At 61.8% G+C, this 26,177-nt stretch carries 24 protein-coding genes; 9 read left to right on the top strand and 15 right to left on the bottom strand.

What is annotated here, in order from left to right:
- Positions 1-15: 15 nt before the first annotated feature.
- The 8 genes from pstB to ACXAHG_RS00845 form a co-directional block, all read right to left on the bottom strand.
- Entirely contained in the window at positions 16-813 is a 798-nt protein-coding gene (pstB, locus tag ACXAHG_RS00880) for a phosphate ABC transporter ATP-binding protein PstB (RefSeq protein ID WP_475043267.1), read from the bottom strand.
- A 15-nt stretch (positions 814-828) separates the two neighbouring features.
- Positions 829-2,187, bottom strand: coding sequence for a phosphate ABC transporter permease PstA (gene pstA, locus ACXAHG_RS00875; RefSeq protein WP_475055446.1), 1,359 nt, complete (start codon positions 2,185-2,187; stop codon positions 829-831).
- On the bottom strand, positions 2,187-3,659 hold the full coding sequence (pstC, locus tag ACXAHG_RS00870; RefSeq protein WP_475055444.1) for a phosphate ABC transporter permease subunit PstC: 1,473 nt from the start codon (positions 3,657-3,659) through the stop codon (positions 2,187-2,189). The genes pstA and pstC overlap by 1 nt, the downstream gene beginning before the upstream one ends.
- A gap of 114 nt (positions 3,660-3,773) precedes the next feature.
- The gene (locus ACXAHG_RS00865) at positions 3,774-4,829 is read right to left on the bottom strand and encodes a substrate-binding domain-containing protein (RefSeq protein ID WP_475043271.1); all 1,056 of its coding nucleotides are present in this window, start codon (positions 4,827-4,829) and stop codon (positions 3,774-3,776) included.
- 206 nt (positions 4,830-5,035) lie between these two features.
- Positions 5,036-6,076, bottom strand: coding sequence for a sensor histidine kinase (locus ACXAHG_RS00860; RefSeq protein ID WP_475055443.1), 1,041 nt, complete (start codon positions 6,074-6,076; stop codon positions 5,036-5,038).
- A 105-nt stretch (positions 6,077-6,181) separates the two neighbouring features.
- On the bottom strand, positions 6,182-6,703 hold the full coding sequence (locus ACXAHG_RS00855) for a gamma carbonic anhydrase family protein (protein ID WP_475055442.1): 522 nt from the start codon (positions 6,701-6,703) through the stop codon (positions 6,182-6,184).
- Complete coding sequence (gene gmk, locus ACXAHG_RS00850) at positions 6,700-7,341, bottom strand: guanylate kinase (RefSeq protein ID WP_475055441.1); 642 nt, start codon at positions 7,339-7,341, stop codon at positions 6,700-6,702. Before gmk ends, ACXAHG_RS00855 begins: the two co-directional genes overlap by 4 nt.
- A 16-nt stretch (positions 7,342-7,357) precedes the next feature.
- Positions 7,358-8,254, bottom strand: a complete 897-nt coding sequence (locus ACXAHG_RS00845) for a YicC/YloC family endoribonuclease (protein ID WP_475055439.1) — start codon at positions 8,252-8,254, stop codon at positions 7,358-7,360.
- A gap of 239 nt (positions 8,255-8,493) precedes the next feature.
- Between ACXAHG_RS00845 and ACXAHG_RS00840 the strand changes: the two genes are divergently transcribed.
- Entirely contained in the window at positions 8,494-9,327 is an 834-nt protein-coding gene (locus tag ACXAHG_RS00840) for a PAS domain-containing protein (RefSeq protein WP_475055438.1), read from the top strand.
- A gap of 136 nt (positions 9,328-9,463) precedes the next feature.
- Here ACXAHG_RS00840 and ACXAHG_RS00835 read toward each other — a convergent pair whose 3' ends face one another.
- Complete coding sequence (locus tag ACXAHG_RS00835; RefSeq protein ID WP_475055436.1) at positions 9,464-10,834, bottom strand: class II 3-deoxy-7-phosphoheptulonate synthase; 1,371 nt, start codon at positions 10,832-10,834, stop codon at positions 9,464-9,466.
- A 181-nt stretch (positions 10,835-11,015) separates the two neighbouring features.
- On the opposite strand from ACXAHG_RS00835, the gene ACXAHG_RS00830 reads away from it, so the two are divergent.
- Positions 11,016-12,020, top strand: a complete 1,005-nt coding sequence (locus ACXAHG_RS00830) for a GlxA family transcriptional regulator (RefSeq protein ID WP_475043281.1) — start codon at positions 11,016-11,018, stop codon at positions 12,018-12,020.
- Positions 12,021-12,031: 11 nt separating this feature from the next.
- Here the strand turns inward: ACXAHG_RS00830 and ACXAHG_RS00825 are convergent, their stop codons facing one another.
- Positions 12,032-13,135 carry a PQQ-dependent sugar dehydrogenase gene (locus ACXAHG_RS00825; RefSeq protein ID WP_475055434.1) on the bottom strand — a complete coding sequence of 368 codons (1,104 nt, stop codon included), beginning with the start codon at positions 13,133-13,135 and terminating at the stop codon, positions 12,032-12,034.
- Positions 13,136-13,324: 189 nt separating this feature from the next.
- Here ACXAHG_RS00825 and ACXAHG_RS00820 point away from each other — a divergent pair, with 189 nt between their 5' ends.
- From ACXAHG_RS00820 to ACXAHG_RS00795, 6 genes are all read left to right on the top strand, one after another.
- Complete coding sequence (locus ACXAHG_RS00820) at positions 13,325-14,518, top strand: ABC transporter substrate-binding protein (RefSeq protein WP_475055432.1); 1,194 nt, start codon at positions 13,325-13,327, stop codon at positions 14,516-14,518.
- A gap of 98 nt (positions 14,519-14,616) precedes the next feature.
- Entirely contained in the window at positions 14,617-15,399 is a 783-nt protein-coding gene (locus tag ACXAHG_RS00815; protein ID WP_475043287.1) for an ABC transporter ATP-binding protein, read from the top strand.
- A 91-nt stretch (positions 15,400-15,490) separates the two neighbouring features.
- On the top strand, positions 15,491-16,204 hold the full coding sequence (locus tag ACXAHG_RS00810) for an ABC transporter ATP-binding protein (RefSeq protein ID WP_475055431.1): 714 nt from the start codon (positions 15,491-15,493) through the stop codon (positions 16,202-16,204).
- Between the two features lie 3 nt (positions 16,205-16,207).
- Positions 16,208-16,663: a hypothetical protein gene (locus ACXAHG_RS00805; RefSeq protein WP_475055429.1), complete on the top strand. Its 456-nt coding sequence runs from the start codon at positions 16,208-16,210 to the stop codon at positions 16,661-16,663.
- Positions 16,663-17,673 carry a branched-chain amino acid ABC transporter permease gene (locus tag ACXAHG_RS00800; RefSeq protein ID WP_475055427.1) on the top strand — a complete coding sequence of 337 codons (1,011 nt, stop codon included), beginning with the start codon at positions 16,663-16,665 and terminating at the stop codon, positions 17,671-17,673. The genes ACXAHG_RS00805 and ACXAHG_RS00800 overlap by 1 nt, the downstream gene beginning before the upstream one ends.
- Positions 17,670-18,992: a branched-chain amino acid ABC transporter permease gene (locus ACXAHG_RS00795; RefSeq protein WP_475055426.1), complete on the top strand. Its 1,323-nt coding sequence runs from the start codon at positions 17,670-17,672 to the stop codon at positions 18,990-18,992. The genes ACXAHG_RS00800 and ACXAHG_RS00795 overlap by 4 nt, the downstream gene beginning before the upstream one ends.
- A 101-nt stretch (positions 18,993-19,093) precedes the next feature.
- Here the strand turns inward: ACXAHG_RS00795 and ACXAHG_RS00790 are convergent, their stop codons facing one another.
- On the bottom strand, positions 19,094-20,638 hold the full coding sequence (locus ACXAHG_RS00790) for a helicase HerA-like domain-containing protein (protein ID WP_475055424.1): 1,545 nt from the start codon (positions 20,636-20,638) through the stop codon (positions 19,094-19,096).
- 493 nt (positions 20,639-21,131) lie between these two features.
- Here ACXAHG_RS00790 and ACXAHG_RS00785 point away from each other — a divergent pair, with 493 nt between their 5' ends.
- Positions 21,132-21,761, top strand: coding sequence for an invasion associated locus B family protein (locus tag ACXAHG_RS00785; protein ID WP_475043298.1), 630 nt, complete (start codon positions 21,132-21,134; stop codon positions 21,759-21,761).
- Between the two features lie 67 nt (positions 21,762-21,828).
- Here ACXAHG_RS00785 and ACXAHG_RS00780 read toward each other — a convergent pair whose 3' ends face one another.
- Genes ACXAHG_RS00780 through ACXAHG_RS00765 form a run of 4 tightly spaced genes read right to left on the bottom strand, consistent with a single transcriptional unit; the run spans position 21,829 to position 26,092 of the window.
- A complete protein-coding gene (locus ACXAHG_RS00780; RefSeq protein ID WP_475055422.1) occupies positions 21,829-23,037 on the bottom strand; it encodes a beta-ketoacyl-[acyl-carrier-protein] synthase family protein in 1,209 nt (402 codons plus the stop codon).
- 6 nt (positions 23,038-23,043) lie between these two features.
- On the bottom strand, positions 23,044-23,301 hold the full coding sequence (locus ACXAHG_RS00775; RefSeq protein WP_475043301.1) for an acyl carrier protein: 258 nt from the start codon (positions 23,299-23,301) through the stop codon (positions 23,044-23,046).
- Between the two features lie 49 nt (positions 23,302-23,350).
- Positions 23,351-24,424 carry a UDP-3-O-(3-hydroxymyristoyl)glucosamine N-acyltransferase gene (gene lpxD / locus ACXAHG_RS00770; RefSeq protein WP_475043302.1) on the bottom strand — a complete coding sequence of 358 codons (1,074 nt, stop codon included), beginning with the start codon at positions 24,422-24,424 and terminating at the stop codon, positions 23,351-23,353.
- Between the two features lie 39 nt (positions 24,425-24,463).
- Positions 24,464-26,092, bottom strand: a complete 1,629-nt coding sequence (locus ACXAHG_RS00765) for a L,D-transpeptidase family protein (RefSeq protein WP_475055420.1) — start codon at positions 26,090-26,092, stop codon at positions 24,464-24,466.
- Between the last annotated feature and the right edge of the window lie 85 nt (positions 26,093-26,177).

Below are 26,177 nucleotides of genomic sequence, written 5' to 3'. Positions count from 1 at the left end.
TGATTTTCCTTGAAATCAGCCGATCCGGCCGGTGATGTAGCTTTCGGTGCGCTTGTCTTCGGGATTGGTGAAGATCTGGCCGGTCGGTCCGAATTCCACCAGGTTGCCAAGGTGGAAAAAGGCGGTTTTCTGGCTGACGCGGGCGGCCTGCTGCATCGAGTGGGTGACGATCACCACGGAATACTGGCTGCGCAGCTCGTCGATCAGTTCCTCGACTTGCGCGGTGGCAATGGGGTCCAGCGCCGAGCAGGGTTCGTCCATCAGCAGAACTTCGGGTTCTGTGGCAACCGCGCGGGCAATGCACAGACGCTGTTGCTGGCCGCCGGACAGGCCGGTGCCGGGCGCGTCCAGACGGTCCTTGACCTCATCCCAGATGGCACCGCGGCGCAGGGATTTCTCTACGATTTCATCCAGTTCCGCCTTGTTTTTGGCCAAACCGTGGATCCGCGGCCCATAGGCCACATTGTCATAGATAGACTTGGGGAACGGGTTCGGCTTCTGGAACACCATGCCGACCTTGGCGCGCAGCTGCACCGGGTCGACGCGCTTGTCATAGATATCCTCGCCGTCCAGCAGGATGTCGCCCTTGACGCGGCAAATGTCGATGGTGTCGTTCATCCGGTTCAGGCAGCGCAGGAAGGTGGATTTGCCGCAGCCCGAAGGGCCGATAAAGGCAGTGACGGTCTTGTCCTCGATCTGGACATTCACGTCTTTGATCGCGTGGGAGTCGCCGTAGTAGACGTTGACGTCTTTGGCGGCGATTTTGATTGCTTGCGTGTCCACGGTGTTTTCCATCACGGTCATGTCGTTCATAGCACTATGCCCCTTTTACCAGCGGCGTTCAAAGCGGCGGCGCAGGATCACGGCAAGCGTGTTCATGGTCACCAGGAAGATGAGAAGGATGATGATGCCGCCCCAGGCGCGTTCGTAGAATGCGGGGTCGGCGCGTTTGGCCCATTCGTAGATCTGGGCGGGCATTGCGGAGTTCGGGGCCAGCAGCCCGTCAGCCAGGGTTTCCGGCGCGTTGGAGGCGATGAAGCCGACCATGCCGATCAGCAGGAGCGGCGCGGTTTCCCCCAGCGCCTGCGCCAGGCCGATGATGGTGCCGGTCAGGATGCCGGGCGCGGCCAGCGGCAGCACGTGGTGGAACACCGCCTGCATCTTCGACGCACCGACGCCCAAGGCGGCGTCGCGGATCGACGGCGGCACCGATTTCAGCGAGGCGCGGGTGGAGATGATGATGGTCGGCAGGGTCATCAGCGTCAGCACCAGCCCGCCCACCAGCGGCGCCGAGGTCGGCAGGTGCATGTAATTGATGAAGACCGCCAGGCCCAGGATGCCGAACACGATGGAGGGAACGGCGGCAAGGTTGGAGATGTTCACCTCAATCAGATCGGTGAGCCAGTTCTGCGGCGCAAATTCCTCAAGATAGATCGAGGCTGCGACGCCGATCGGCAGCGCCAGCGCCAGCACCACGAACATCATGAACAGCGAGCCCAGCATTGAGACGCCGATACCGGCCGCCTCCGGGCGGGCGTCGGAGGCATCCGCGCCAAAGATGAAGTCGAGGTTGAAGGTCTTCTCCAGCACACCGGCAGCGGCCAAAGCATCAACAAGATCAAGCTGTTCCGCTGAGATGTTCTTGTCGTTGGCAATGCTGTCACGGGTGACGCGGCCCTTCAGGTAGCCATCCACGCGGCTGGAGGCGAGGAAGCGGAACTCCACCGTCTGGCCGATCTGGTCCGGGTTCGCCAGAACATACGCCCGCAGCTGCGCCGCGGCGTCCTTGGACAGGATACCGGCCAGCTGCTTGGCCTTAAGACCGGTTTCAATGCCCAGATCCTCAACCGCCGCGGTCATGGCGCCCTTGATGATCGGGGCGTAACCGAAAGTGGTGACCTTCTTGATATCAGCCAGGTCGCGGTTGCCTTTCTTGTCGAGCTTCTTCTCCAGCAGCTCCACCTGCAGGGTGATAAAGGTCTGCTGAAAGGCGCCGGTGCCCTTGCCGACGATGGTGGTCACCAGCACCAGCAGCATGATCAGCCCCGCGGTGATGGCGGCGATGCCATAAGCCTTGAACCGGGTTTCCGCAGCGTTGCGTTTGCGGGTTTGCGCGGATTTTTCCAGCAGCGAGCCGCCGTGTTTGCGGGGCGCGGCGCCTGCGGGGGTTTGGCTGAGGTCAGTCATTATTCGTACTGCTCCCGGTATTTGCGCACGATGTAGAGCGCCAGGACGTTCAGGCCGAGGGTCAGGACAAACAGGGTCAGGCCCAGGGCAAAGGCAACCAGCGTTTCGGGGCTGGCAAAGTCGGTGTCGCCGGTCAGCTGGCTGACGATACGGGTGGTGATTGTGGTCATCGACTCCAGCGGGTTGGCAGAGAACTTGGCAATTGCGCCCGCCCCCATGACCACGATCATGGTCTCGCCAATGGCGCGGGAGGCGGCCAGCAGCACCGCGCCGACGATGCCCGGGAGTGCTGCCGGCATCACCACCTGGCGCACGGTCTCGGATTTGGTGGCGCCAAGGCCCAGAGAGCCGTCGCGCATCGCCTGCGGCACCGCGTTGATGATGTCGTCGGACAGCGAGGAGACGAAGGGGATCAGCATGATGCCCATGACAAGGCCCGCGGTCAGGACCGAGGTGGCGCCTGCCATCCATTCAACGCCCAGCAGGCCGCCCTTGCCAAAGAGGTCTGCCAGTGCCGGGCCGACGGTCAGCAGCGCAAACAGGCCGTAGACGATGGTGGGGATGCCCGCGAGGATTTCCAGCAGCGGCTTGGCAAAGGCGCGCACGGCGCCGCTGGCGTATTCAGACAGGTAGATGGCGGCAAAAAGGCCGACAGGCACCGCCACCAGCAGCGCGATGAAGGAGATATAGAGCGTGCCCCACAGCAGCGGCAGGATCGACAGTTCACTGCCGCCGCGGAAGTTCGGCGCCCAGGTGGAGCCGAAGAAGAAGTCCGTCCAGCTGTGCAGGCCAAAGAAGTTTTTAGTTTCAAACAGCATCGACAGAACGATGCCAACGGTGGTCAGGATCGCCAGCGAGGCGGCCAGGATCAAGAGCGCCAGCACCGCGCGTTCCACCACGTTGCGGGCGCGGAAATCCTTGTGGGTGCGGCTGTAAGCCCATGCAAAGCCGCCAAGCGCCAGCAGCGCCACAACCACGGTCATGGCGGTGCGGCCAGTGTTCGAGAGGTTGCGGTAGGCCTGCGCGGCATTCAGCACTTCCGGGCGCACGTCATCGCCCAGGGCCACGCCCACCTCGCCCATCAGGGCGCGGACGTCCTGGCCGCTGCCGGCGACATTGCGGGCCTCGCGGGCGGTCAGCAGCCCCTGCTCCACCGCCAGGTCCAGGCCCTCGGCCACCCGGCGCACATCGCTCATCACCAGGCCGATGGAGGAGCTTTCCGGAACTGCATCCGCCGGGATCATGCCGGAGACGCGGGTCTCGATGAACATGGGCTGAGCCAGCAGCCAGATCGCAAGCGCGCCGATGGCCGGAACAAAGGCCGCAAGCGCCACGTGGTAGCCGTAATAAGATGGCAGCGAATGCAGGTCTTTGACATTGCCCGCAGCGGTGGCAATCGCGCGGCGGCGGCCGCCGTAGTAGCCCGCAGCAGAGAGCGCAAGCAGGAGGGCAACAAGCCAGAAAGTGGGCATGAAAAGCTCCGGTATTGGCGGTGGCGTATTGGCTGCGGCAGCCCTGCCGCGGAAGAAGCGCCGGGGCGGAGGTTGGCTCCGCCCCGGCAAGGATCAGATCACAGGCGGGACAGCTTAGGAGTTGCCGCCCATCACGGCCTCATTGGCAACCGCTTCCTGAGTGTCCGCCAGTTCCGGGTCGGCAACCAGGCCGTATTCGGCCAGCGGGCCGTCTTCGCCGGCAACCTCGTCTGCGACGAAGAACTCAGCGTATTCCTTCAGGCCCGGGATCACGCCGATGTGGGCTTTCTTGACGTAGAAGAACAGCGGGCGGGAGACCGGGTATTCGCCGGTTGCGATGCTTTCGGTCGAGGGAACCACGCCGGACATGGTTGCAACCTGCAGCTTGTCGGTGTTGTTCTCGTAGAAGGCCAGGCCAAAGACGCCGATGCCGTCTTTGTTGGACTCAATCCGGGCCAGGGTCTCAGTGTAGTCGCCGTCGATGTCGACCGATTTGCCGTCGGTGCGCAGCGCAATGCAGGCTTTCTCAGCTGCTTTGTGCTTGGCCTTGTCGGTGTCGCCTTCGGCGTTGGCCAGCAGGTGCTCAAACGCGCCGGTGGCTTCGCAGCCGGCCAGGATTACCTTGTCTTCGAACACTTCGCGGGTGCCGTGCTTGGTGCCCGGAACGAAGGCCTGGATATCGACCGCCGGGAAGTTGGCGTTCACGTCTGCCCAGGTCTGGTTCGGGTTGTCGACCAGCTGGCCGTCAACCAGCACCTTGTCGGACAGCGCCAGGAACCAGTCGGACGGGGTGTATTCGAAACCGTTGGCGTTGATGTCGGAGGCAAAGACGATGCCGTCATAGCCGATGCGGACCTCGATGATGTCGGTCACGCCGTTTTCGGCGCAGGCCTTGATTTCCTTGTCTTTGATCTGGCGCGATGCATTGGCGACGTCGATGGTGTTTTCCCCCACGCCTTCGCAGAAACGCTTGAGGCCAGCGGAGGAGCCGCCGGATTCCACAACCGGGGTCGGGAAGTCGAAGTTCTCGCCAAAGGCTTCTGCCACGATGGAGGCGTAGGGCAGAACGGTGGACGAACCGGCAACCTGGACCTGGTCGCGCGCAGCAGCTGCGGTTGCGGAAACGGCGGCGATTGCCAGGGTGGATGCGGTCAGTTTCACAAAGGACATTTGTGTCTCCAAGAGTTTCATATGTCGATCACCCCCTCGATGATCTTGCCGCCTCTCCTATGGGGTGGTGATGAGGCTTTTGTGACAGCTGTGTAACAGCCGTATGACAAAGCCGGTTTGCGGCGAAAAAAATCGGTCACAAACGGCAACGCCGCCGCCGTGGTTTTACGGCTGCGGCGTGCTTCCGGCGCGTGTTCCTGTGCAGATCAATCCGGCAAAACGACTGTAAAAACAGATCCTTCGCCAACGTTGCTTTCGACGCGCAGACGGCCGCGGTGGCGGTTGATGATGTGTTTTACAATCGCCAGACCCAGCCCGGTTCCGCCCATCTCGCGGGAGCGGTGGCTGTCGGCGCGGTAGAAGCGCTCTGTCAGCCGCGGCAGGTGGACGGCAGCGATTCCGGGGCCGTTGTCGATCACCTGGACAAGCGCGGCGGGCGCACGCACTGACGGATCGCGCTCTGAATGCGTCAGCACGACCCGCACCTGATCGCCGCCGTATTTCACCGCGTTTTCCACCAGGTTGGTGAAGACCTGCTGCAGCTGATCCGGGTCGCCGGTGACACCGACCGGATCCTCCGGTGCCTCCAGTGTCATCGCAGTGCCACGGGCCTCTGCCACTGGCGACAGAGTTTTCAGGGTGGAGCACAGAAGGCCGGTGAGATCCACCTGCTCCTTGGGGCGGACCCGTTCCTCGCTTTCCACGCGGTTGAGTGACAGAAGATCCCCGACCAGGCGGTTCATCCGGCTGGCCTCGCCTTCCATGATCGTCAGGAACCGGTCGCGGGCAGCGGCGTCGTCCCGGGCCGGGCCGCGCAGGGTTTCGATAAAGCCGATCAGGGCCGTCAGCGGCGTGCGCAGCTCATGGCTGACATTCGCAACAAAGTCGCGGCGCATCTGGCCGGCCTGCTGGCGTTCGGTGATGTCGTCGAAACAGGCCAGCACCGCGCCGCCGCCCACCGCGCCGATGCCGGGCACATAGCGCAGGGTGACCGTGTAGGTGGTGTCCTGGGCGCCGTCGTTGGACAGGTGCCGGGCAGTGCGGGGCTGCTTGTCGTGCAGACAGGCCTCGATCGCGGTGGCAACGCTGGGCTGGCGCAGGATGGTGGCGAAGTGGCGGCCCTGCACGCCCTGCCCCAGCAGCGCCTCCGCACCGCTGTTTACGGCGATGAAACGTTCGGTCTGATCCACCATCACCGCCGGAAGCGGAATGGCCGCCAGAAATCCTTCTATCAGCTCGCTCGTCATCTGTTCCCCGCTGTTGACCAGTCCGGCCTGCCTACTGCCGTTCTGTAAACCTGTTGTGGCAGAAACCGTTCAATCAGCGCAAAACCGTGCTGCCTGCGGCGCCGGCTACAGCGGTTTCAGTTCCGCCCGGAACCGGCGCATGTTGTCCTGATAGAGGAGCGCGCTTTGTGTGAGCTTTTCGGCCAGGGCCGCGTCGACCTCGCGCACCACCTTGCCGGGGCTTCCCATCACCAGAGAATTGTCGGGGATTTCCTTGTTCTCGGTGATCAGCGCCCCCGCCCCGATCAGGCAGTTTTTGCCGATCCTGGCACCGTTCAGGATGGTTGCGCCCATGCCGACCAGAGAGTTTTCGCCGATGGTGCAGCCGTGCAGCATCGCCTTGTGTCCGATGGTGCAGTTTTTGCCGATGTTCAGCGGGAAGCCTGCATCAATATGCATCACCACGTTTTCCTGCACATTGGTGCCTTCGCAGATGCGGATTTCCTCGTGATCGGCGCGGATGGTGACACCGAACCAGACCGAAGACCCCGCCTCCATCACCACCTTGCCGATCAGGTTGGCATCAGGGGCAACCCAGGTGTCTTCGTGGATTTGCGGGCGGTCGGCGCCAAGGGCAAAAAGGGTCATGACTGTTCCTCGAACTGGGTCTGCAGGGCGCGGACGTGGTCCTGCAGCTTGGGCTGCTGGATGCGGCGCATCCGCTCTGCCTCGACGATGGTTTTCAGCTTGGCCTCGGTTTCGTCCAGGTCGTCGTTGACCAGCACATAGTCATAATAGCCCCAGTGGCTGATTTCGTCCCAGCTTTTCATCATCCGCTTGGAGATCACCTCGTCGCTGTCCTGGGCCCGGGTTTCCAGGCGGCGGCGCAATTCGGTGATCGAAGGCGGCAGGATGAAGATCGACAGCGCGTGCTTGCCCAGGTCGGAGTTGCGGATCTGGATTTCGCCCTGCCAATCGACGTCGAACAGCACGTCCTGGCCGGCCTCGATGGTGTCCTTCACCGGGCCTGCGGGCGAGCCGTAGAAATTGCCGAACACATGGGCGTGTTCCAGCATGCCGCCCTCGGCCACCTTGGTTTTGAATTCGTCTTCCGACATGAAGTAGTACTCGCGTCCGTGCTCCTCGCCCGGGCGCGGGGCGCGGGTGGTGGCGGAGACAGAGAAGGCAAGACCCGGGTCCCAAGCCATCAGGCGGCGGGCCAGGGTGGATTTGCCTGCGCCCGAAGGCGACGAGAGGATGATCAAAAGGCCGCGGCGGTCCGCCATCAAAGCACTCCTTTTCTTATTCTATGTTCTGGACCTGCTCGCGCATCTGGTCGATCACGGTTTTCAGCTCAAGCCCCACTGCCGTCAACCCGGCATGCTGCGCCTTGGAGCACAGCGTGTTGGCCTCGCGGTTGAACTCCTGCATCAGGAAATCGAGCTTGCGCCCCACGGCACCGCCCTTGACCAGCAAATCGGCGGCGGCGTCCACATGGGCGCCAAGGCGGTCCAGTTCCTCTGTCACATCGGCCTTGACTGCGATCAGCGCCAGTTCCTGCGCCACCCGGTCGGGGTCGGCGCCCTCTGCATTGTCCATGACGCGGGCCAGGTTGGCCTTCAGCGTTTCGGCCATTTTCACCTTGCGCTCTTCAGCACGCTCTGCCGCCTGGGCGGTCAGGGCGGCCACCTGTTCCAGCTGGCCGTTAAGGATTACGGCAAGCGCGGCGCCCTCGGCCTCGCGCATCTGAACGAATTCCGCCACAAGGGTTTCCAGTTCCTTGCCAAGCACGGCAACCAGCGGCGCCGGATCATCGTCGCCCGAAGACTGTTCCAGCACGCCCTTGAACGCAAGAAGCTCTGCCGCAGAGGCGGGCTGCACCTCTACCCGGTTCTGCATGGCAACCGACTGCGCTTCGGCCAGGGCCTTGACCACCGATTGCAGAACATTGGTGTTGACCTGCACTTGGCCTGCGCTGTCCTCGGACCGGGAGATACGCAGCGACAGGGAAACATTGCCCCGCGCCAGCGATTTGCCCAGAACGGAACGGACCTGGTTTTCAAGGCCTTCCAGCCAATCCGGAACCCGCAGGCGAAGGTCCAGCCCCTTGGCGTTGACAGAGCGCAGTTCCCAGCTCCAGCTGTGCGGCCCCAGGCTGCCCTGCGCCGAGGCAAAGGCCGTCATACTGCGGATCGTCATGGATAGAACCCTCGTTTCGCTGGTGATTGGTCTGCTCTACTGTCTCAAAAGTATAGGGTGCAAGCGCAATCGCATAAACTCCCCCATCCCGACGCGTTAACCATTGCTTAAAGAAGTAGTCCAAATTTGAATTAGATTGTGTCATCTTAACTTCAGGGTAACCATACCGGCCCTAAGAGTTAACACAGCCACAGGCTGCTGGAGACCAAGGGGCGTCCGGGGGTCAAGGGGATGAGAAGATGATTTTTGGCAGCCGCAGCGGAACTGACATGCAGACAAGCCAGAACAAGGTTGTATCCATGAGCCGCTTCCGCAAGGGTGGCGCGCAGTCGCCGCTGCGCCAGGCGGAGGCCTATTGGACCGCGCTTCGCCGCGGCGACGACGTGCCCAGCCGGTCGCAGATCGACCCGCGCGGCCTGGAAAACATCCTGAGCAACACGTTTATTCTGGAACGGATCGCACCGGGTATCGCGCGGTTCCGCCTGGCTGGCTCCCTGGTCAATGAAATGGCAGGGATGGAAGTGCGCGGGATGCCGGTCACGGCCTTCTTCACCACCGAAGCGCGCAAACAGCTGAGCTCCGCCATGGAGCATATGTTTGAAACGCCTGCCATCGTCGAACTGGAGCTGCAAATCGAGGCCCCGCGCCAGCGCACGCCGCGCGAAGCCCGGATGCTGCTGATGCCGCTGCGCAGCGATCTGGGGGACATCAGCCGGGTGCTGGGGGTACTGGTGGCAGAAGACGGAACCGCTGCGACGTCCCAGCGTTTCTCAATCAGCTCGATTGAAATGCGCACCGTTGGCAAGTCTGCAGACAGCGGGGAATTCAAGGCCAAGCCGCGCGCTGACGCCAAGGAGGAGCGCCCGGAGGTGAACCAGCCCAATCCTGGCTTTGCTGAGACCCAGGCCCGGTTCAAGCCTGAACGCTCGCTTTTGGATGAAGCCAAGGCGCTGCTGGACCGCAGCCGGACACGGCCGCCTGCGAAACCCGAAACCGAGGCGCAGAAAGACACCCCGGCTGCCGGCAAACGCACTGGCGCACCGCATCTGCGTCTGGTGGTCAGCCGCGACTGACCCTAGGCCAAATCTTATCATTCAAGTACAAGGTCATAGCACTTGAATTGACTGCGCCCCGAGAGAGAACTCCGGGGCGCCTTTTTATCTTCACATGTCTGAAGCGGGCCGCCGCAACCGGCGGCCCCTGCCGGGGTCAGCCGGCCTGGCGTGCGGATTGGCTGGCGCGCAGGGCGGACAGTTCTTCGGCCACCAGGAAGGCCAGTTCCAGCGACTGGCTGGCGTTCAGGCGCGGATCGCAGGCGGTGTGGTAGCGGTCGCTCAGATCCTCTTCGGTCACCGCGCGCACGCCGCCGGTGCATTCGGTCACGTCCTGGCCGGTCATCTCGAAATGCACGCCGCCGGGGATGGTGCCCTCGGCCTTGTGGACGCCGAAGAAGTCACGCACCTCGCGCAGCACGCTGTCGAAGGGGCGGGTCTTGTAGCCGGTGGAGGACTTGATGGTATTGCCGTGCATCGGGTCGCAGACCCAGGTGACGTTGGCGCCCTCTTCCTTCACCGCCTTGACCAGACGCGGCAGATGCTCACCCGCTTTGCCGGCGCCGAAGCGGGCGATCAGGGTCAGCTTGCCCTCTTCGTTTTCCGGGTTCAGGCGCGACATCAGCACCTTGAGATCCTCAGCGGTGGTGGTCGGGCCGCACTTGAGGCCGATCGGGTTCAGCACGCCGCGGCAGAATTCAACATGGGCGCCGTCCGGCTGGCGGGTGCGGTCGCCGATCCAGATCATGTGGCCGGAACCGGCCAGCCATTTGCCGGAAGTCGAATCGAGGCGGGTCAGCGCCTCCTCATATTCCAGCAGCAGGCTTTCGTGGCTGGTGTAGAATTCGACGGTGGAGAATTCATGCGTGGTGTCGGCGCTGATGCCGGCCGCGTTCATGAAATCAATGGTGTCCTGAATGCGGGTTGCGATTTCGCTGTATTTCTGGACTTCCTGCTCGTCCGTAAAGCCCAGGGTCCAGGAATGCACCCGGCTCATATCGGCAAAGCCGCCGGTGGAGAAGGCGCGCAGCAGGTTCAGCGTGGCCGCGGCCTGGGTATAGGCCTGCAGCATCTTCTGCGGGTTCGGGATGCGGGCTGCGGCCGTAAAATCCAGTTCGTTGATGATGTCGCCGCGGTAGCTGGGCAGTTCGACGCCATCAATGGTTTCGGTCGCCGCGCTGCGCGGCTTGGCGAACTGGCCGGCCATCCGGCCCACCTTCACCACCGGCACCTTGGCGCCATAGGTCAGCACCATCGCCATCTGCAGCATCACCTTGAAGGTGTCGCGGATTGCGTCGGCGCTGAACTGGTCAAAGCTTTCAGCGCAGTCGCCGCCCTGCAGCAGGAACGCCTCGCCGCGGCCTGCCGCGCCCAGGTGCTGTTTCAGGCGGCGCGCCTCGCCGGCGAAGACCAGCGGCGGGAACTTGGAAAGCTGAGCCTCGACAGCGTTCAGCGCTGCGGCATCGGTGTAGTCCGGCATCTGCACCCGCGGCTTGTTGCGCCAGTCCGATTTTTGCCATTCGCTCATGACTTTATCTCCGCATCAGAGGTCTTTAGTATATCCTGCGTGCTCTATACAAAATCCGCTCCGCGGAGGCCAGTTTAGAAATGCGCCTACTTGACCCCGGCTTCAAGCTGTGAGCACGGTTTCCCGACCCGCCGCGCAGCAAGCTGCCGCGGCCCGATCTGTTTCTTGAAGGACGCGCGCCATGCAGACGACACGCAAGCCTGCTGATTCTGGAGCTGAAGCCGGCCAGCCGAAAAGGTTCGTTTTTGTGCTTCTCGACAAGTTCACGATGCTGTCTTACGCATCGGCTGTCGAATGCCTTCGGATCGCCAACCGTATGAATGGCGATGATACCTATTCCTGGACTCTAATCGGCGAAGGCGGCGAGACCGTAACCTGTTCGGCCGGAACAACCTTTCAGCTGGACAGCGATCTGATCGAATTGCGCCGCGACGACGTGATGATGCTGTGTTCCGGCATTGACGTGCAGGAAGCCACCACCAAGAAACTGCTGGCCTGGCTGCGCCGGGAGGCCCGCAAAGGGCTGACCGTGGGCGGTTTGTGCACGGCTTCCTATACCCTGGCCAAGGCCGGGCTGCTGGACGGCAAGCGCGCCACCATCCACTGGGAGAACGCCGACAGTTTTGCTGAGGAGTTCGACGAGGTCGACCTGACCAAATCGGTTTTTGTCATTGACGGCAACCGGGTGTCCACCGCGGGCGGGACGTCCTCGATCGACCTGATGCTGAAGCTGATTGCCAATGACCACGGCGAAGAGCTGGCCAATGCGGTGGCGGATCAGCTGATCTATTCCTCGATCCGCACCGACCAGGACACCCAGCGGCTGTCGATCCCGACCCGCATCGGTGTGCGGCACCCGAAGCTGTCGATGGTGATCCAGATGATGGAAGCCAATATCGAAGAGCCGATCAGCCCCTCGGTTCTGGCGCAGGATGTGGGCATGTCCACCCGGCAGCTGGAGCGGCTGTTCCGCCGCTACCTGAACCGCTCGCCCAAGCGCTATTATATGGAGCTGCGGCTGCAGAAGGCGCGCAACCTCCTGATGCAGACCGATATGAGCGTGATCAATGTGGCGCTGGCCTGCGGTTTTGCCTCGCCATCGCATTTCTCCAAATGCTACCGGGCGCATTACGACACCACGCCCTACCGCGAGCGCGGCAGCAAGGCGGCGACGTATAAGGCTTAAGGCCCCGGTTGTCAGCGGGCGATCCGCAAGATCGCCCCTTCCCCCTCCGAGGCAAACCAGATGCTGCCATCGGGCGCCTCCTGCACATCGCGGATGCGGCCTGTCTCGCTGCTGCGCAGTTGTTCAACCTCTTTGAGCGGCGCACCGGACAGGCGGGAGATATAGTCGAACTTGAGCGAGCCGACGAAGATATCCCCGCGCCATTCGGGCCACATCCTGCCGGAGTAGATCATCATGCCGGAGGGGGCGATTGAGGGGTCCCAGTACCATTCCGGCTGCTCCATCCCGGGTTTCGAGGTGCCTTCGCCGATCCGGGCGCCGGAATAGTGGCGGCCGTAGGAGATAACGGGCCAGCCGTAATTGCGCCCTTTGCGGACCCGGTTCACCTCGTCGCCGCCTCTGGCGCCATGTTCGGCGACCCATAGGCTGCCTTGCAGGTCCAATGCCATGCCTTGCGGGTTGCGGTGGCCGTAGGACCAGATTTCCGGCTGGGCATCCTCGCGGCCGGTAAAGGGATTGTCCGCCGGAACCGTGCCGTCGCGGTTGATCCGCACCACCGATCCCTGGTGCAGGCGCAGGTTCTGGGCGCTGGGCCGGTCGCCGCGCTCACCCAGGGACAGGAACAAGGTGCCGTCCCGCGCCTCCACCACTCTGGAGCCAAAGTGACGCCCGCCCAATGCGCCTGGGGCGGCCTCAAACAGGATACGCAGATTGGACAGGCGGGAATTGGCAGGATTGAGGCGCCCAACAGCCAGCGCCGTTCCGGCACCGCGGCCCTGCCGTTTGGAAAAGGTCAAAAACACCTCCCGGCTGCGGGCAAAATCCCGCGGGATCATGACATCCAGCAAGCCGCCCTGCCCTTCGGCGGCCACCGGAGGCGTTCCGCTGATCCGCTGCCGCCTGCCGTCCCGGACATAGTAAAGCTGACCGTCCCGCTCAGTCACCAGGAGGCCGCCATCCGGCAAAAACCCGAAGGCCCAGGGCACATCAAAGCCCTCAGCCATGCGTGCCACCTTGAGATCGCCCAGGCTGCTGGGCAGGTTTTCTGCCCGCGCTGCCGTGAAAACCGTCAGGAACGCAAGGGCAACCGTCAAGAGCAGGGATTTTCGCGGCATTGAGGTCTTTTCCTTTCTCTGATTCCCCTGTAGAGGCTCGCCCGCGCTGCATCCGGGGATCTTATGGAGGTGCAGCTTAAACCAAGCGGCCCAAGGACAAATGTTCCGGTTCGATAAGACTTTTCTTTTTCTACCGGCTTGCCTAGGGTCCGATGTGAACATTTTTGTTCCAACAATGGGAGTTTTCAAATGAAGAAACTGCTGATGGCCACTGCGGCCGCTGCGCTGACGGCTGGCACCGCATTTGCCGGCGGCCACGCCAAGGAAGTGAAACTGGGCGTGCTGTTCGGCTTCACCGGCCCGATTGAATCGCTGGCCCCGGCCATGGGCGACGGCGCCGAGCTGGCCATGGAAGAAGTCACCAAGTCGGGCAAGCTGCTGGACAGCGCCACCGTGACCCCGGTCCGTGCCGACACCGGCTGCATCGACAACGGCCTGGCTGTGGCCAACGGCGAGAAACTGGTCGCTGAAGGCGTGAACGGCATCATCGGCGGCGACTGCTCGGGTGTGACCGGCGCCATCCTGCAGAACGTGGCGATCCCGAACGGCATGGTAATGATTTCGCCGTCCGCAACTTCGCCCGGCCTCAGCACCATGGAAGACAACGGGCTGTTCTTCCGCACCTCGCCGTCGGATGCACGCGAAGGCCAGGTGATGGCCGAGATCCTGAAAGAGCGCGGCATCAACTCGATCGCGCTGACCTATACCAACAACGACTACGGCAAGGGCCTGGCGGACGCGATCCAGTCCTCCTTTGAAGGTGTTGGCGGCGAAGTCACCATCGTGACCGCGCATGAAGACGGCAAGGGCGACTATTCCGCAGAAGTCGGCGCGCTGGCATCGGCCGGCGGCGACATACTGGTGGTTGCAGGCTACCTGGACCAGGGCGGCCTGGGCATCATCCAGGGCGCGCTGGACTCCGGTGCGTTTGACACCTTTGGCCTGCCCGGCGGCATGATCGGCGACACCCTGCCGGCCAACGTCGGCCCGGACCTGGACGGCTCCTTCGGCCAGATCGCGGGTTCCGACTCCAAGGGCGCGGAAATCTTTGCCGAAATGGCAAAAGAGCGCGGCTTTGACGGCACCTCGGCCTATGCGTCTGAATCCTATGACGCGGCGGCGCTGTTCCTGCTGGCAATGCAGGCTGCCAACTCCACCAACCCGGCGGATTATGTCGGCAAGATCCTGGACGTGGCCAACGCCCCGGGCGAGCCGATCAACCCGGGCGAGCTGGGCAAGGCGCTGGAAATCCTCGCCGCTGGCGGCGACGTTGACTATCAGGGCGCGACCGGCGTTGAGCTGATCGGCCCGGGTGAGAGCGCTGGCTCCTACCGCGAGATCGAAGTGAAGGGCGGCAAGAACGAAACCCTGCGCTTCCGCTGATAACCATCAGAAATCTAACCGAAAAAGAGCAGCCCGGGTTCCGCCCGGGCTGTTCCAAGTTAAAAACGCCGCAAAATCGCGGCAGGGGATGAAATGACATGATCGTCGTCGAGGACTTGCATAAGCACTTCGGCGGGTTCCACGCGGTGGACGGCGCTTCGCTGGAAATCGCAAAGGGGTCCATAACCGGTTTGATCGGGCCGAACGGTGCCGGCAAAACCACTTTGTTCAATGTAATCGCGGGTGTTCTGCCGCCGACCTCCGGCCGTGTCACCATGGATGGTGAGGATATCACCGGCCTGCCCCCGCATGAGCTGTTCCATAAAGGTCTGCTGCGCACCTTCCAGATCGCGCATGAGTTCTCCTCTATGACCTGCCGGGAGAACCTGATGATGGTGCCGGGCGCGCAATCGGGCGAGACCCTGTGGAACACCTGGTTCGGCCGCAAGCGGATTGCTGATGAGGAACGCGCGCTGCGGGCCAAGGCCGATGAGGTGCTGGAGTTCCTGACAATCAGCCATATCGCCGATCTGAAGGCGGGCCAGGTGTCCGGCGGCCAGAAAAAGCTGCTGGAGCTTGGCCGGACCATGATGGTGGATGCCAAGATCGTCTTCCTGGATGAGGTGGGCGCCGGTGTGAACCGCACTCTGCTCTATACCATTGCCGATGCCATCAAGCGCCTGAATGAAGAGCGCGGCTATACCTTTGTCGTGATCGAGCACGACATGGAATTTATCGGCCGCCTTTGCGATCCGGTGATCTGTATGGCCGAGGGCAAGAAGCTGGCCGAGGGCACGCTGGACGAGATCAAGGCGAACGAGCATGTGATCGAAGCCTATCTGGGCACTGGTCTCAAGAACAAAGACAAGCTGGAAGCATGATGGGCAGAGTTGTTGGTTATTGGGGCTCTGCCCCCGCCGCTGCGCGGCTCCCCCGGGATATTTTCAGCCAGAAGAACAAGGGAGGCCTTTGATGTCTGAACCCTTTTTGATTGGCGACACCATGACAGGCGGATACGGCAAGGGGCCGGACATCCTGCATGACTGCACCATCGCCGTGAACCCCGGCGAAATCGCCGTGATCGTGGGCCCGAACGGAGCCGGCAAATCCACCGCGATGAAGGCGGTGTTCGGGATGCTGAACGTGCGTTCCGGCGCGGTGCGGCTGGGTGGCGAGGATATCACCGCGCTGTCACCGCAGGACCGGGTGGTCAAGGGCATGGGCTTTGTGCCGCAGACCAGCAACATCTTCACCTCGATGACGGTGGAGGAAAACCTGGAGATGGGCGCCTTTATCCGCACCGATGACATCCGGGACACAATGGAGCAGGTCTATCACCTGTTCCCGATCCTGAAGGAAAAGCGCAACCAGCCGGCCGGCGAGCTGTCCGGCGGCCAGCGCCAGCAGGTGGCGGTGGGCCGCGCGCTGATGACCAAGCCCAAGGTTCTGATGCTGGACGAACCGACAGCAGGTGTCTCCCCCATCGTGATGGATGAGCTGTTCGACCGGATTATCGAGGTCGCCCGCACCGGGCTGCCGATCCTGATGGTGGAGCAAAACGCCAAGCAAGCGCTTGAGATCGCGGACAAAGGCTATGTTCTGGTGCAGGGGCGTAATGCCTATACCGGCACCGGCAAAGAGCTGCTGGCCGATCCCGAAGTGCGCAAATCGTTCCTGGGGGGCTGAGTGATGCCCGTTGGCAAGACACATTCCACACTGGCTGCAATAGGTTTGTGCACACTAAGTGCATTTCCCGCGTTTTCTGCAACTACACCTTCCATTTTATGTTCTGTTGAAACCTGCACCATCGAAGCACTCTGTATGTCTGGAGCAAGCTGCCAGCCAACTAGTTGTTTAGATGGCTCCTTCCTGTTGGAAGTCAGCATTCAAGAGAACGTAATGAAAATGGAAAGCGTTGCCCCGATTGCTCGCGAAAGAGTTTTCTTTGGCCAACTCGCAGTGAGTGATGAACTCACATCAGGAGACAAATACAGAGCTATGCAACTTTCCGAAGACAATTTGGAGGTTGCCGCACTGCGCATCTATGACAACTGGAAAGATGGAGAGTTTGTCCTTACGGAGCAATCTCTTATCTCTCCATTTGAAACAACAGTCATAGCTGGCTCTTGCAAGGAGGATCAATAATGGATCTTCTCAACGCCCTTGTGGCGCTTACCAATTTTGTTGTTGTCCCCGGGCTGGCCTATGGCAGCCAGTTGGCGCTCGGCGCGCTGGGGGTGACGCTGATCTACGGGATTCTGCGGTTCTCGAACTTTGCTCATGGCGACACCATGGCCTTTGGCGCGATGGTGACGATCCTGGTCACATGGCTGTTCCAGTCCATGGGAATCAGCTTTGGCGTGCTGCCGACGGCGCTGCTGGCCCTGCCCTTTGGCATTGCAGGCACAATTGCGCTGGCCCTGTTTACCGACCGGACTGTCTACCGCTTTTACCGCGCGCAGAAGGCAAAACCGGTGATCTTCGTGATGGTCTCGCTGGGTGTGATGTTCATGATGAACGGACTTGTGCGATTCATCATCGGCCCCGGCGATCAGCGGTTTGCTGATGGCGAGCGTTTCATCATCAAGGCGCGCACCTTCAAGCAGATGACCGGCCTGAACGAAGGCCTGGCCATCAAGACCACCCAGGGCATCACCGTGATCACCGCGATCATCGTGGTGGCAGTGCTGTTCTGGTTCCTGAACAAGACCCGCACCGGCAAATCCATGCGGGCCTATTCGGACAATGAGGATCTGGCACTGCTGTCGGGCATCAACCCGGAGCGGGTGGTGATGTACACCTGGATGATCGTGGCGGGACTGGCGACCATTGCCGGCGTGCTTTACGGCCTCGACAAATCCTTCAAACCCTTCACCTATTTCCAGCTGCTGCTGCCGATCTTTGCCTCCGCCATCGTGGGCGGCCTTGGAAATCCGATTGGCGCGATTGCCGGCGGGTTCATCATCGCCTTCTCCGAGGTGACGATCACCTATGCCTGGAAGAAGGTGCTGAATTACTCGCTGCCGGATGCCCTGGCGCCTGACGGGCTGGTTCAGCTCCTCAGCACTGACTACAAGTTCGCGGTTTCCTTTGCGATCCTAATTGTTGTCCTCCTGTTCAAGCCCACCGGCCTCTTCAAAGGGAAAGCGGTATGAGTGAGACCATGAAACATACCCTTCTTTTCGTCTTTGTCGGCGTGATGATCCTCGCAGAGGGCATGACCGACTTCCTGTTCTTCTCGGGCTCCTGGAACTCGGCGCTGGTGATCCTGAACATGGGGCTGATCTCGGCTATCATGGCCATCGGAGTGAACATCCAGTGGGGCTTTGCCGGGCTGTTCAACGTCGGCATCATGGGCTTTACCGCGCTTGGCGGGCTGGCGGTGGTGCTGACCTCCACTCCGGTGATCCCCGAGGCCTGGTCCTCTGGCGGGGTCAGCATCGTGATGGCGCTGATCATGGGCGCGCTGACCGTTGCGGCTGCCGTAATGATCACCAAGTTCATGCCCGCGGGCAAGCTGCGCACCGCTGTTCTGCTGGCTGTGCTGATCATGGGTTTCTTCGTCTACCGCGCGATCTTCGATCCGGCAGTGGGCTCGGTTGAGGCGATCAACCCGGCGCTGCAGGGCAATATCGGCGGCCTGGGCCTGCCGGTGCTGCTGGCCTGGCCTGCGGGCGGGCTGCTGGCGGCGGGTGCGGCCTGGCTGATCGGCAAGACTGCACTGGGCCTGCGCTCTGACTACCTGGCGATTGCCACGCTGGGCATTGCCGAGATCATCCTGGCGGTCTTGAAGAACGAGGACTGGCTGTCGCGCGGCGTGAAAAACGTGGTCGGCCTGCCCCGTCCGCTGCCCTATGAGGTCGATCTGCAAAACGATCCCGCCTTTGTGGAAAGCGCTGCGGGCTTTGGCCTGGATCCGGTTTTGGCCTCCACTATCTATGTCAAGGCGGGCTATGCGCTGTTGTTCACTGCGGTTCTGCTGGCCTTCTTGTGGATGGCGCAGATGGCCCTCAAAAGCCCCTGGGGCCGGATGATGCGTGCGATCCGCGACAATGAAACCGCGGCTGAGGCGATGGGCAAGGACGTGACCCGCCGCCATCTGCAGATTTTTGTGCTGGGCTCTGCTATCTGCGGCATTGCCGGTGCGATGATGACCACGCTGGACAGTCAGCTGACACCGGGCACCTACAACCCGCTGCGCTTTACCTTCCTCATTTGGGTGATGGTGATTGTCGGCGGTTCCGGCAACAACTTTGGCGCTGTGCTGGGCGGCATGCTGATCTGGTTCTTCTGGATCAAGGTGGAGCCGATGGGCATTCTGCTGATGGAGGCAGTCACCTCCGGCATGGCAGAAGGCAGCGCTCTGAAGGCGCATCTGCTGGAAAGCGCCTCGCATATGCGGCTGTTCACCATGGGGCTGATATTGCTTCTGGTGCTCAGGTTCAGCCCGCGCGGCCTGATCCCTGAAAAGTAACCTAAGACGCCGCCCTGACCGGGCGGCGTTTTTGCTTCTTTCTGGTGGAAAATACTCCTGCCGGAGGCACGGGGCTGGCTGCTGCCAGCCCCGTTTTGGATTCAGCGCCCCTTGAACAGGCTGCCGAGGATTCCGCGCACGATGCGGCGGCCGGTGGTGCCTTTCAGCTCCTTGATCACCGCTTCGGACATGGCAGAGGTGAACGTGTCCTTTTTGCGGTAGGTCCTGGAGGACGACCGGCTGACCCGCGAGCCGGAGAAACGCCGCGCCGCATTGAATTCCCGCGCCATCGGCTGCGGTGCGTCCTCTGCCGCAGCCTCGGATGCCTCCGCCTGCTGCGCTGCAGTCTGCGTGCGTTGCGCCAGAATCTCATAGGCTGAGCGCCTGTCCACGGGTGTGTCGTATTTTCCCGCCATGTCAGAAGATTTCAGGATGGCCGCGCGGTCCTGCGCGGTGAGCGGCCCAAGCTGGGAACTGGGCGGACGGATCAATGTCCGCTCCACAATGCCCGGCACCCCCTTCTTCTGCAGCATCGAGGTCACGGCTTCGCCAACCCCAACCTCGCGGATGGCATCCCCAGTCGAGAACCGCGGGTTTTCGCGGTAGGTCTCGGCGGCCAGTTTCAGGTTTTTGCGGTCCTTGGCGGTAAAGGCCCGCAGCGCGTGCTGAATGCGGTTGCCCAGCTGGCCAAGGATATCCTCAGGCACATCGGCAGGGTTCTGGGTAATAAAATAGATACCCACCCCCTTGGAGCGGATCAGACGGGCGACTTGCTCAACCTTGTCGATCAGGGCTTTGGGTGCGTCCTCAAATAAAAGATGGGCTTCGTCGAAGAAGAAGACCAATCTAGGTTTGTCTGGATCGCCGACTTCCGGAAGTTCCTCGAACAGCTCGCTGAGGAGCCACAAAAGGAAGGTGGAGTAAAGCCCCGGCGCGGCCATCAGTTTGTCCGCTGCCAGGATATTGACCATCCCCCTGCCTTGGGCGTCGCAGCGCATCAGGTCGCTCAGCGCCAGCGCCGGCTCGCCGAACAGGCCGGCGCCGCCCTGGTTTTCCAGCACCAGCAAACGGCGCTGAATGGCTCCGATGGACGCAGGCGACACATTGCCATACCGCAAGGACAGCTGGCTGCGGTTCTCGCCGATCCAAACCAGCAGCGCCTGCAGGTCCTTGAGGTCCAAAAGCGGCAGGCCTTCCTCATCCGCGAGCCGGAACGCGATATTCAATATACCTTCCTGCGCTTCACTCAGCTCCAGCAGCCGCGACAGCAAGAGCGGGCCCATTTCGGCCACCGTGGTTCGCACAGGATGCCCCTGCTGGCCGTAAAGGTCCCAGAATGTGACCGGACAGGAATGATAGCGGTAGTCCGTGAATCCGATTTTCCGCGCCCGTGCCGTGAAGGCCTCATGCAGCTTGTGGCTTTCGCTGCCAGGTTTTGCCAGGCCGGAAAGGTCCCCTTTGACGTCGGCCAAAATCACCGGGACGCCCGCGTTGGAAAACCCTTCCGCCAGGATCTGCAGCGTGACCGTCTTGCCTGTGCCCGTGGCCCCGGCAATCAGCCCGTGCCGGTTTGCATATTTCAAATCCAGTGCTTGCGGCGCGCCGTAGCCTTCGCCGCCGCCGCCCAAAAAAATGCTGTCTGCCATATCCGCCCCTGCCTTTATTTCCTGTGGATAACAATACAACGTTAACTTTTGCGTGCGATAGTCAAACTTGCCCGCCCCTGCAAATGCGGTTGCCGTGGCGGACATTTCCTCCCTGTCAGACTGGCCGTGCCTTGTGCACGGCCTTCTTTTTGCCGCAGCCGCCCGAAGAACGGGCGTTCTGCCCCGGCCCCTGCCCTGAACCACGCCAATTTTCCTTAAAATCCCGCCTCATTGCATTTTTTTGAACTTGCATGTTGACCGATGGCCAACCCTTTCGTAACGTCCTACGCAATAACTAAGTCGGCCAGTCCGACGGGGAGACGCAAACACGAAAAAGGGAACCATCGGGTTCCCTTTTTTGGTTTTATTCCAGCAACTTCAGGGATTGAACCCTTTTGCGCGGAATTCCCCGCCAATCATTTGTTATTGACCTGACAGTGACCCAGCGCCGTGGTACACGCCATAACAGCGTCTTTAGATAAATGAGGCATTCATGTTGAAGTCCCTGACCCCGATCACGCTTGCCGCTGTGCTCGCCATGACCGCGCCCCTGGCTGCGCAGGAAACCGCAGCAGAAGAGGCCGCCGGGGAAGAAACCTCAGAGCAGGCAGGCTCCACCGCGGATCAGCTGCTGGACCTTGGCGAACCGGTTGCTGACGGCCCGCAGCTGGGCGAGCGGTATTCCAAGGAAACCCATGGCGACTGGGATCTGGCCTGCATCCGCACCGAAGGCGGCACCGACCCCTGTTCGCTGCTGCAGGTCTTGTCCGGCCCGCAGGGCAATCCGATCGCCGAAGTCTCGCTGTTCCGCATTGACCAGCAGGGCGGCCAGGCTGTTGCCGGCGCCACTGTGATTGTGCCGCTGGAAACGCTGCTGCCCGCAGCGCTGACCATCTCCATTGATGGCGCGCCGGCCAAACGGTACAACTATTCCTTCTGCAACCAGCTGGGCTGCGTGGCGCAGATCGGCCTGACCCAAGGCGACATTGATGCCTTCAAAAAGGGCAACGAAGCGGTTCTGTCGCTGCGCCCGGCTCCGGCTCCGGATCAGGTTGTGCAGATGAAACTGTCTCTCAGCGGTTTCACCGCAGGCTATGACGTGGTGGACGTCGTCAAACAGTAACCGCAGGCTGAAGTCTGTAGATAAAACGCCGCGGCCGTTTAGCGCCGCGGCGTTTTTCTTTCCAGTGTCAGACTTTGCGCAGCGCAAGCACGGCGTTCAGCCCGCCGAAGGCGAAGGCGTTGGACAGCGCGACATCAACCCGGGCTTCCCGGGCTTCGTTCGGCACCACGTCCAGCGCGCATTCCGGGTCCGGTTCCTGATAGCCGATTGTCGGGGCGATCACGCCGTCGCGCAGCGCCATGATGCAGGCCAGCAGCTCCACCGCCCCGGTGCCGCCGATCAGATGGCCGTGCATCGATTTGGTGGAGGAGATCATCAGGCTGTCGGCATGCGGCCCGAAGACATCCGCCACCGCGGCGCATTCGGTTTTGTCATTTGCGGCCGTACCGGTGCCATGGGCATTGATATAGCCTACTTCAGAGCCGTCTATGCGCGCATCCCGCAGCGCACCGGAGATGGCCCGCGCCGCGCCTTGCTTGCTGGGCATCACGATATCTGCCGCATCGGAGGACATGGCAAATCCGATCACTTCACAGAGGATCTCTGCGCCGCGGGCCCTGGCGTGCTCGTATTCCTCGAAAACGAAAACGCCGGCCCCTTCGCCCTGCACCATCCCGTTGCGATTGGCGCTGAAGGGGCGGCAGGCATCCTTGGACATGACCCTCAGGCCTTCCCAGGCCTTCACGCCGCCAAAGCACAGCATGGACTCTGAGCCGCCGGTGATCATCACCGGGCTCATGCCGGAACGCACCATCTGGAACGCCTGGGCCATGGCGTGGTTCGAAGAGGCGCAAGCCGTCGAGACGGTAAAGCTTGGCCCCTTGAGGTTGAACTGCATGGAAACATGGCCGGCAGCTGCATTGTTCATCAGCTTGGGAACCACAAAGGGGTGCACCCGGTTTTTGCCGTCCTCATAGACGCTGCGGTAATTCTCATCCAGCGTCTGCATACCGCCGCCGGAGTTGCCCAGCACAACGCCGGCCTTGGCTGACAGCTCACCATGGAATTCCAGTCCGGACTGATCTATCGCCTCCTTGGCGGCGGTCAGGGTGAACTGGGTGAAGCGGTCGTAGAGGCTCATTTGCTGGCGGTTGAACCGGCCTTCGGCCTCGAAGCCGCGGACCTGGCCGCCAATGCGGATCGCCAGCCGTTCCACGTCGCGGAACTCCAGCTCCCCGATCCCGCAACGCCCTTCGCGCATGGCCTCCAGCGTCGCAGGCACCGAATGGCCCAGGGCGTTGATGGTTCCCGCCCCGGTTATCACGACTCGTTTCATTGCAGATTACGCTTTTTCCGAAACCAGCTTGCTGATGCCGTCCACGATTGCAGCAACATTGGCGATGCTGAAATCGCTCTTTTCCGGTTCGTTGGCATTGAAAGGGACCGAGATGTCGAACTCTTCCTCAATGGCAAAGATGCTCTCGACCAGCCCCAGGCTGTCGATCCCAAGGTCTTCCAGCGTGCTGTCGAGGGTCACATCCGACGGTTCCAGAACCGCCTGTTCGGCAATGATTGCGATGACCTTGTCCTGAATGCTCATGTAGCGATCCCCGATCGTTTAGGCTGAGGCAGATGTAGTAACTCGTCGGTTACTTGAAAACAGCCTTTTTTAACAATTCGATGTCACGCATCAACCGCGGCAGGCGGCGCTGCGCCTTATACATCTCGGTGTGGGTTTCCATCTTGACGCCCGGGTATCCCATGATGACGCGGCCTGCGGGCACGTTGGACAGAATCTTGGTGCCGCCGCCAGCAATCACCCCGTCACCGATAAAGATGTTGTCCACCACGCCGCACTGGCCGCCCAGAACCACATTGTTTCCGATATCCACAGAACCGGAGACGCCGGTCTGACCGCACAGCAGGCAATCGTTTCCGACGCGGGTGTTGTGGCCGACATGAACAAGGTTGTCGAGCTTGGTCCCGTTGCCGATCACCGTATTGCGGATTGTGCCGTTATCAATGGTGCAATTGGAGCCGATCTCAACATCATCGCTGATGGTAACGGCGCCCAAGGAGTGGATCCGGACCCAGGATTGCGCCTGCGCGCCGCCCTGATCCCCCATGGTTTTGCGGGCGTTTTCGGCACCGGAAACTTCTGGGGTCACATAGGAAAATCCATCGCCGCCGACACGTGCGCCGGGCTGTGCCCGGAACCGGTTTCCGATAACGGCCCTGGCACCGATTGAAACCATTTCCCGCAGTAATGCGCCTTCACCGATTTCAGCATCCGCGCCGATATAGCAATGCGGGCCGATCACCGAGCCCGCACCGATTTTTGCGCCTGCCGCAATTACCGTCAGCGGCCCCACTGAGACGCCTTCGCCCAGAACAGCCGCCGGATCGACAACAGCGGAAGGGTGAATGCCCTGGGAATACCCTTGCCCCTTGTCCAGCATCGCGGTTACGCCGGACATGGTCATGCGCGGGCGCGGCGCAAAAATGGCTGCTTTCAATCCAAAGGACTGCCAGTCCGCCCCTTCCCACAGGATGGCGGCCTGCGCCAGGCCGGACTGCAACCCGTCAGCGTACTTGGGCGCCATAGCCATAGCGATCTGGCTGGCGTCAGCATCCTGCGGCTCGGCCGCGCCCGCGATCTGCAGGTCCAGGTCGCCCTGGGCTTCTGCACCCAGGGACTCGGCGATCTGGCGGATTGTGAACATGGCAGGCCCTTTCAGAATTATCCTGTATGGGCCTGATATTTACCCCTGAACGCTGGGCAGCACCACCCCTGCCCGTTCCAGCGCAGCCCAGACCTTGGCGTCGCGGCCATAGACATCGCGGCGGAACTCCGCGCGGCCTTTGCCCGAGACAACCGCGGTCCGGTAGATGATATGCACCGGCACCTTCTGCTCCAGCTCAACCTTGGTCTCCTTGCCGGAGTTCAAGATTCGGTGGAAGAAATCCTTGGGGTTCTCGGTCTGTTTGGCCAGCAGCGCATAGGCAAACTCAAACGGTTGCGCCAGGCGGATGCAGCCATGCGAGAAAGCGCGCACCTCGCGGGCAAACAGGCTCTTTTGCGGGGTGTCGTGCAGGTAGATGTTGTATTTGTTCGGGAACATGAACTTGACCAGTCCCAGCGCGTTGCGGCTGCTGGGGGGCTGGCGCATGGAATAGGGGAAGTTGCGCGCAGTATATTGCGAAAAGTCGGCAGAACTGCGGTTTACCACCCGGCCGCGCCGGTCGGTGATCTGGATATGGCCGACCGCATTCGGGTTATTGCGCAGCTTGGGCAGGTATTCCTTGGTGATGATCGAGCGCGGCACGTACCAGCTCGGATTGATCACCATATGCTCCATCTCGTCAGAAAATTCCGGGCTGCGGCGGTCGTGGGTGTTCTTGCCGATCACCGAGCGGGTCTCAAACGTCACATCGCCGTTGTCGACGATTTTGGCGGTGAAATCGGTCTGGTTGACCAGAACATGGCGTTCGCCCCGGTCCGGGGTCAGCCAGCGCTCCCGCTCCATCGCGATGATGATGGATTTGAGCCGCTCGCTCACTGGTTTGTTGATTTCTGCAATCGTGCCGGCACCGGCAACGCCATCAGTTTCCAGCCCATGGTCCGATTGGAAATTCTGAACCGCCGTTTCCATGGCAGCGTCATAGCTGCCAGAGGCGCTGCGCTGGAGATAACCCATCGCCATCAGACGGTTCCGCAGCGCAACCACCGCTGCCCCCTGGTCACCCGGTTCCAGCTTTTTGGCCGTTACAACCGGCCCCCAGCCGCCGCCGGCCAGGATTTTTTCAAGCCGCAGTTTTTCCCGCATCAGGCCCCGGTATTGGGCCGAGGCCGGCACGAGGCTGCGCATATATGCATGGGGCTGCGCGTCCCGGATCCCCGCCAGGAAAGCGGAGCCATCGACGGTGTGCTTCTTGCGCACCATGCCATCGTCGATCCGCGACGGCACCAGCAAACCGGTCTGCAAGTCGGTGGCGTATTCGACCATCGCCTGGCTGAGCGCGGCCTCGACCGTGCCAACGTCGCGGGTAGTGCGTGCATCGCGCATCTGCTGCATAAGCGCGCCGACCTGGGCAGAGCGGTCCGGCAGGCCGTGGGCCTGGGTCTCGCTCAGCGCCGCGAGCAGCGCGCTGCGGCGTTGCCGTGCCGCCTCATCACTGCCGGTCCAGATCGCCTCATAGCCGGTTTCCCGGTAAAACCGGGCCACCGCATCGCTGGTGGAGGCTGCCTCAGCCACGGCCTGGCGGAAAGCTGCCGATACTTCGGCCTGGGCGGAACCGGCACCTGCCCCGGCGGTCAGGCTGCTCAATGCCAAGGCAAACAGGCCTGCTTTTAGTCCTGGCAAAAAAGGAGCTGCAGAAGCGCGCGTCATAATATCCGGTCCTCGAGACGATTTTTTCAATTTTGGCAGTGCCTACCTGAAATTCTGGTAAATGCCAGCCTTCGTTGTCCATTCA

Source organism: Leisingera sp. ABD4_442 (assembly GCF_056160905.1).
This window is presented reverse-complemented; position numbering and strand designations above follow the sequence as displayed.

What these genes read in the sequence shown, in the direction of transcription:
- ACXAHG_RS00835 (WP_475055436.1), bottom strand. Translation starts at nt 10,834, where the DNA reads ATGAGCGAATGGCAAAAATCGGACTGGCGCAACAAGCCGCGGGTGCAG.
- ACXAHG_RS00855 (WP_475055442.1), bottom strand. Translation starts at nt 6,703, where the DNA reads ATGACCCTTTTTGCCCTTGGCGCCGACCGCCCGCAAATCCACGAAGAC.
- ACXAHG_RS00765 (WP_475055420.1), bottom strand. Translation starts at nt 26,092, where the DNA reads ATGACGCGCGCTTCTGCAGCTCCTTTTTTGCCAGGACTAAAAGCAGGC.
- ACXAHG_RS00800 (WP_475055427.1), top strand. Translation starts at nt 16,663, where the DNA reads ATGGATCTTCTCAACGCCCTTGTGGCGCTTACCAATTTTGTTGTTGTC.
- pstA (WP_475055446.1), bottom strand. Translation starts at nt 2,187, where the DNA reads ATGACTGACCTCAGCCAAACCCCCGCAGGCGCCGCGCCCCGCAAACAC.
- ACXAHG_RS00815 (WP_475043287.1), top strand. Translation starts at nt 14,617, where the DNA reads ATGATCGTCGTCGAGGACTTGCATAAGCACTTCGGCGGGTTCCACGCG.
- ACXAHG_RS00810 (WP_475055431.1), top strand. Translation starts at nt 15,491, where the DNA reads ATGTCTGAACCCTTTTTGATTGGCGACACCATGACAGGCGGATACGGC.
- ACXAHG_RS00785 (WP_475043298.1), top strand. Translation starts at nt 21,132, where the DNA reads ATGTTGAAGTCCCTGACCCCGATCACGCTTGCCGCTGTGCTCGCCATG.
- pstC (WP_475055444.1), bottom strand. Translation starts at nt 3,659, where the DNA reads ATGCCCACTTTCTGGCTTGTTGCCCTCCTGCTTGCGCTCTCTGCTGCG.
- ACXAHG_RS00795 (WP_475055426.1), top strand. Translation starts at nt 17,670, where the DNA reads ATGAGTGAGACCATGAAACATACCCTTCTTTTCGTCTTTGTCGGCGTG.
- ACXAHG_RS00780 (WP_475055422.1), bottom strand. Translation starts at nt 23,037, where the DNA reads ATGAAACGAGTCGTGATAACCGGGGCGGGAACCATCAACGCCCTGGGC.
- gmk (WP_475055441.1), bottom strand. Translation starts at nt 7,341, where the DNA reads ATGGCGGACCGCCGCGGCCTTTTGATCATCCTCTCGTCGCCTTCGGGC.
- ACXAHG_RS00790 (WP_475055424.1), bottom strand. Translation starts at nt 20,638, where the DNA reads ATGGCAGACAGCATTTTTTTGGGCGGCGGCGGCGAAGGCTACGGCGCG.
- ACXAHG_RS00775 (WP_475043301.1), bottom strand. Translation starts at nt 23,301, where the DNA reads ATGAGCATTCAGGACAAGGTCATCGCAATCATTGCCGAACAGGCGGTT.
- ACXAHG_RS00845 (WP_475055439.1), bottom strand. Translation starts at nt 8,254, where the DNA reads ATGACGATCCGCAGTATGACGGCCTTTGCCTCGGCGCAGGGCAGCCTG.
- lpxD (WP_475043302.1), bottom strand. Translation starts at nt 24,424, where the DNA reads ATGTTCACAATCCGCCAGATCGCCGAGTCCCTGGGTGCAGAAGCCCAG.
- ACXAHG_RS00820 (WP_475055432.1), top strand. Translation starts at nt 13,325, where the DNA reads ATGAAGAAACTGCTGATGGCCACTGCGGCCGCTGCGCTGACGGCTGGC.
- ACXAHG_RS00805 (WP_475055429.1), top strand. Translation starts at nt 16,208, where the DNA reads ATGCCCGTTGGCAAGACACATTCCACACTGGCTGCAATAGGTTTGTGC.
- ACXAHG_RS00830 (WP_475043281.1), top strand. Translation starts at nt 11,016, where the DNA reads ATGCAGACGACACGCAAGCCTGCTGATTCTGGAGCTGAAGCCGGCCAG.
- pstB (WP_475043267.1), bottom strand. Translation starts at nt 813, where the DNA reads ATGAACGACATGACCGTGATGGAAAACACCGTGGACACGCAAGCAATC.
- ACXAHG_RS00840 (WP_475055438.1), top strand. Translation starts at nt 8,494, where the DNA reads ATGATTTTTGGCAGCCGCAGCGGAACTGACATGCAGACAAGCCAGAAC.
- ACXAHG_RS00860 (WP_475055443.1), bottom strand. Translation starts at nt 6,076, where the DNA reads ATGACGAGCGAGCTGATAGAAGGATTTCTGGCGGCCATTCCGCTTCCG.
- ACXAHG_RS00865 (WP_475043271.1), bottom strand. Translation starts at nt 4,829, where the DNA reads ATGTCCTTTGTGAAACTGACCGCATCCACCCTGGCAATCGCCGCCGTT.
- ACXAHG_RS00825 (WP_475055434.1), bottom strand. Translation starts at nt 13,135, where the DNA reads ATGCCGCGAAAATCCCTGCTCTTGACGGTTGCCCTTGCGTTCCTGACG.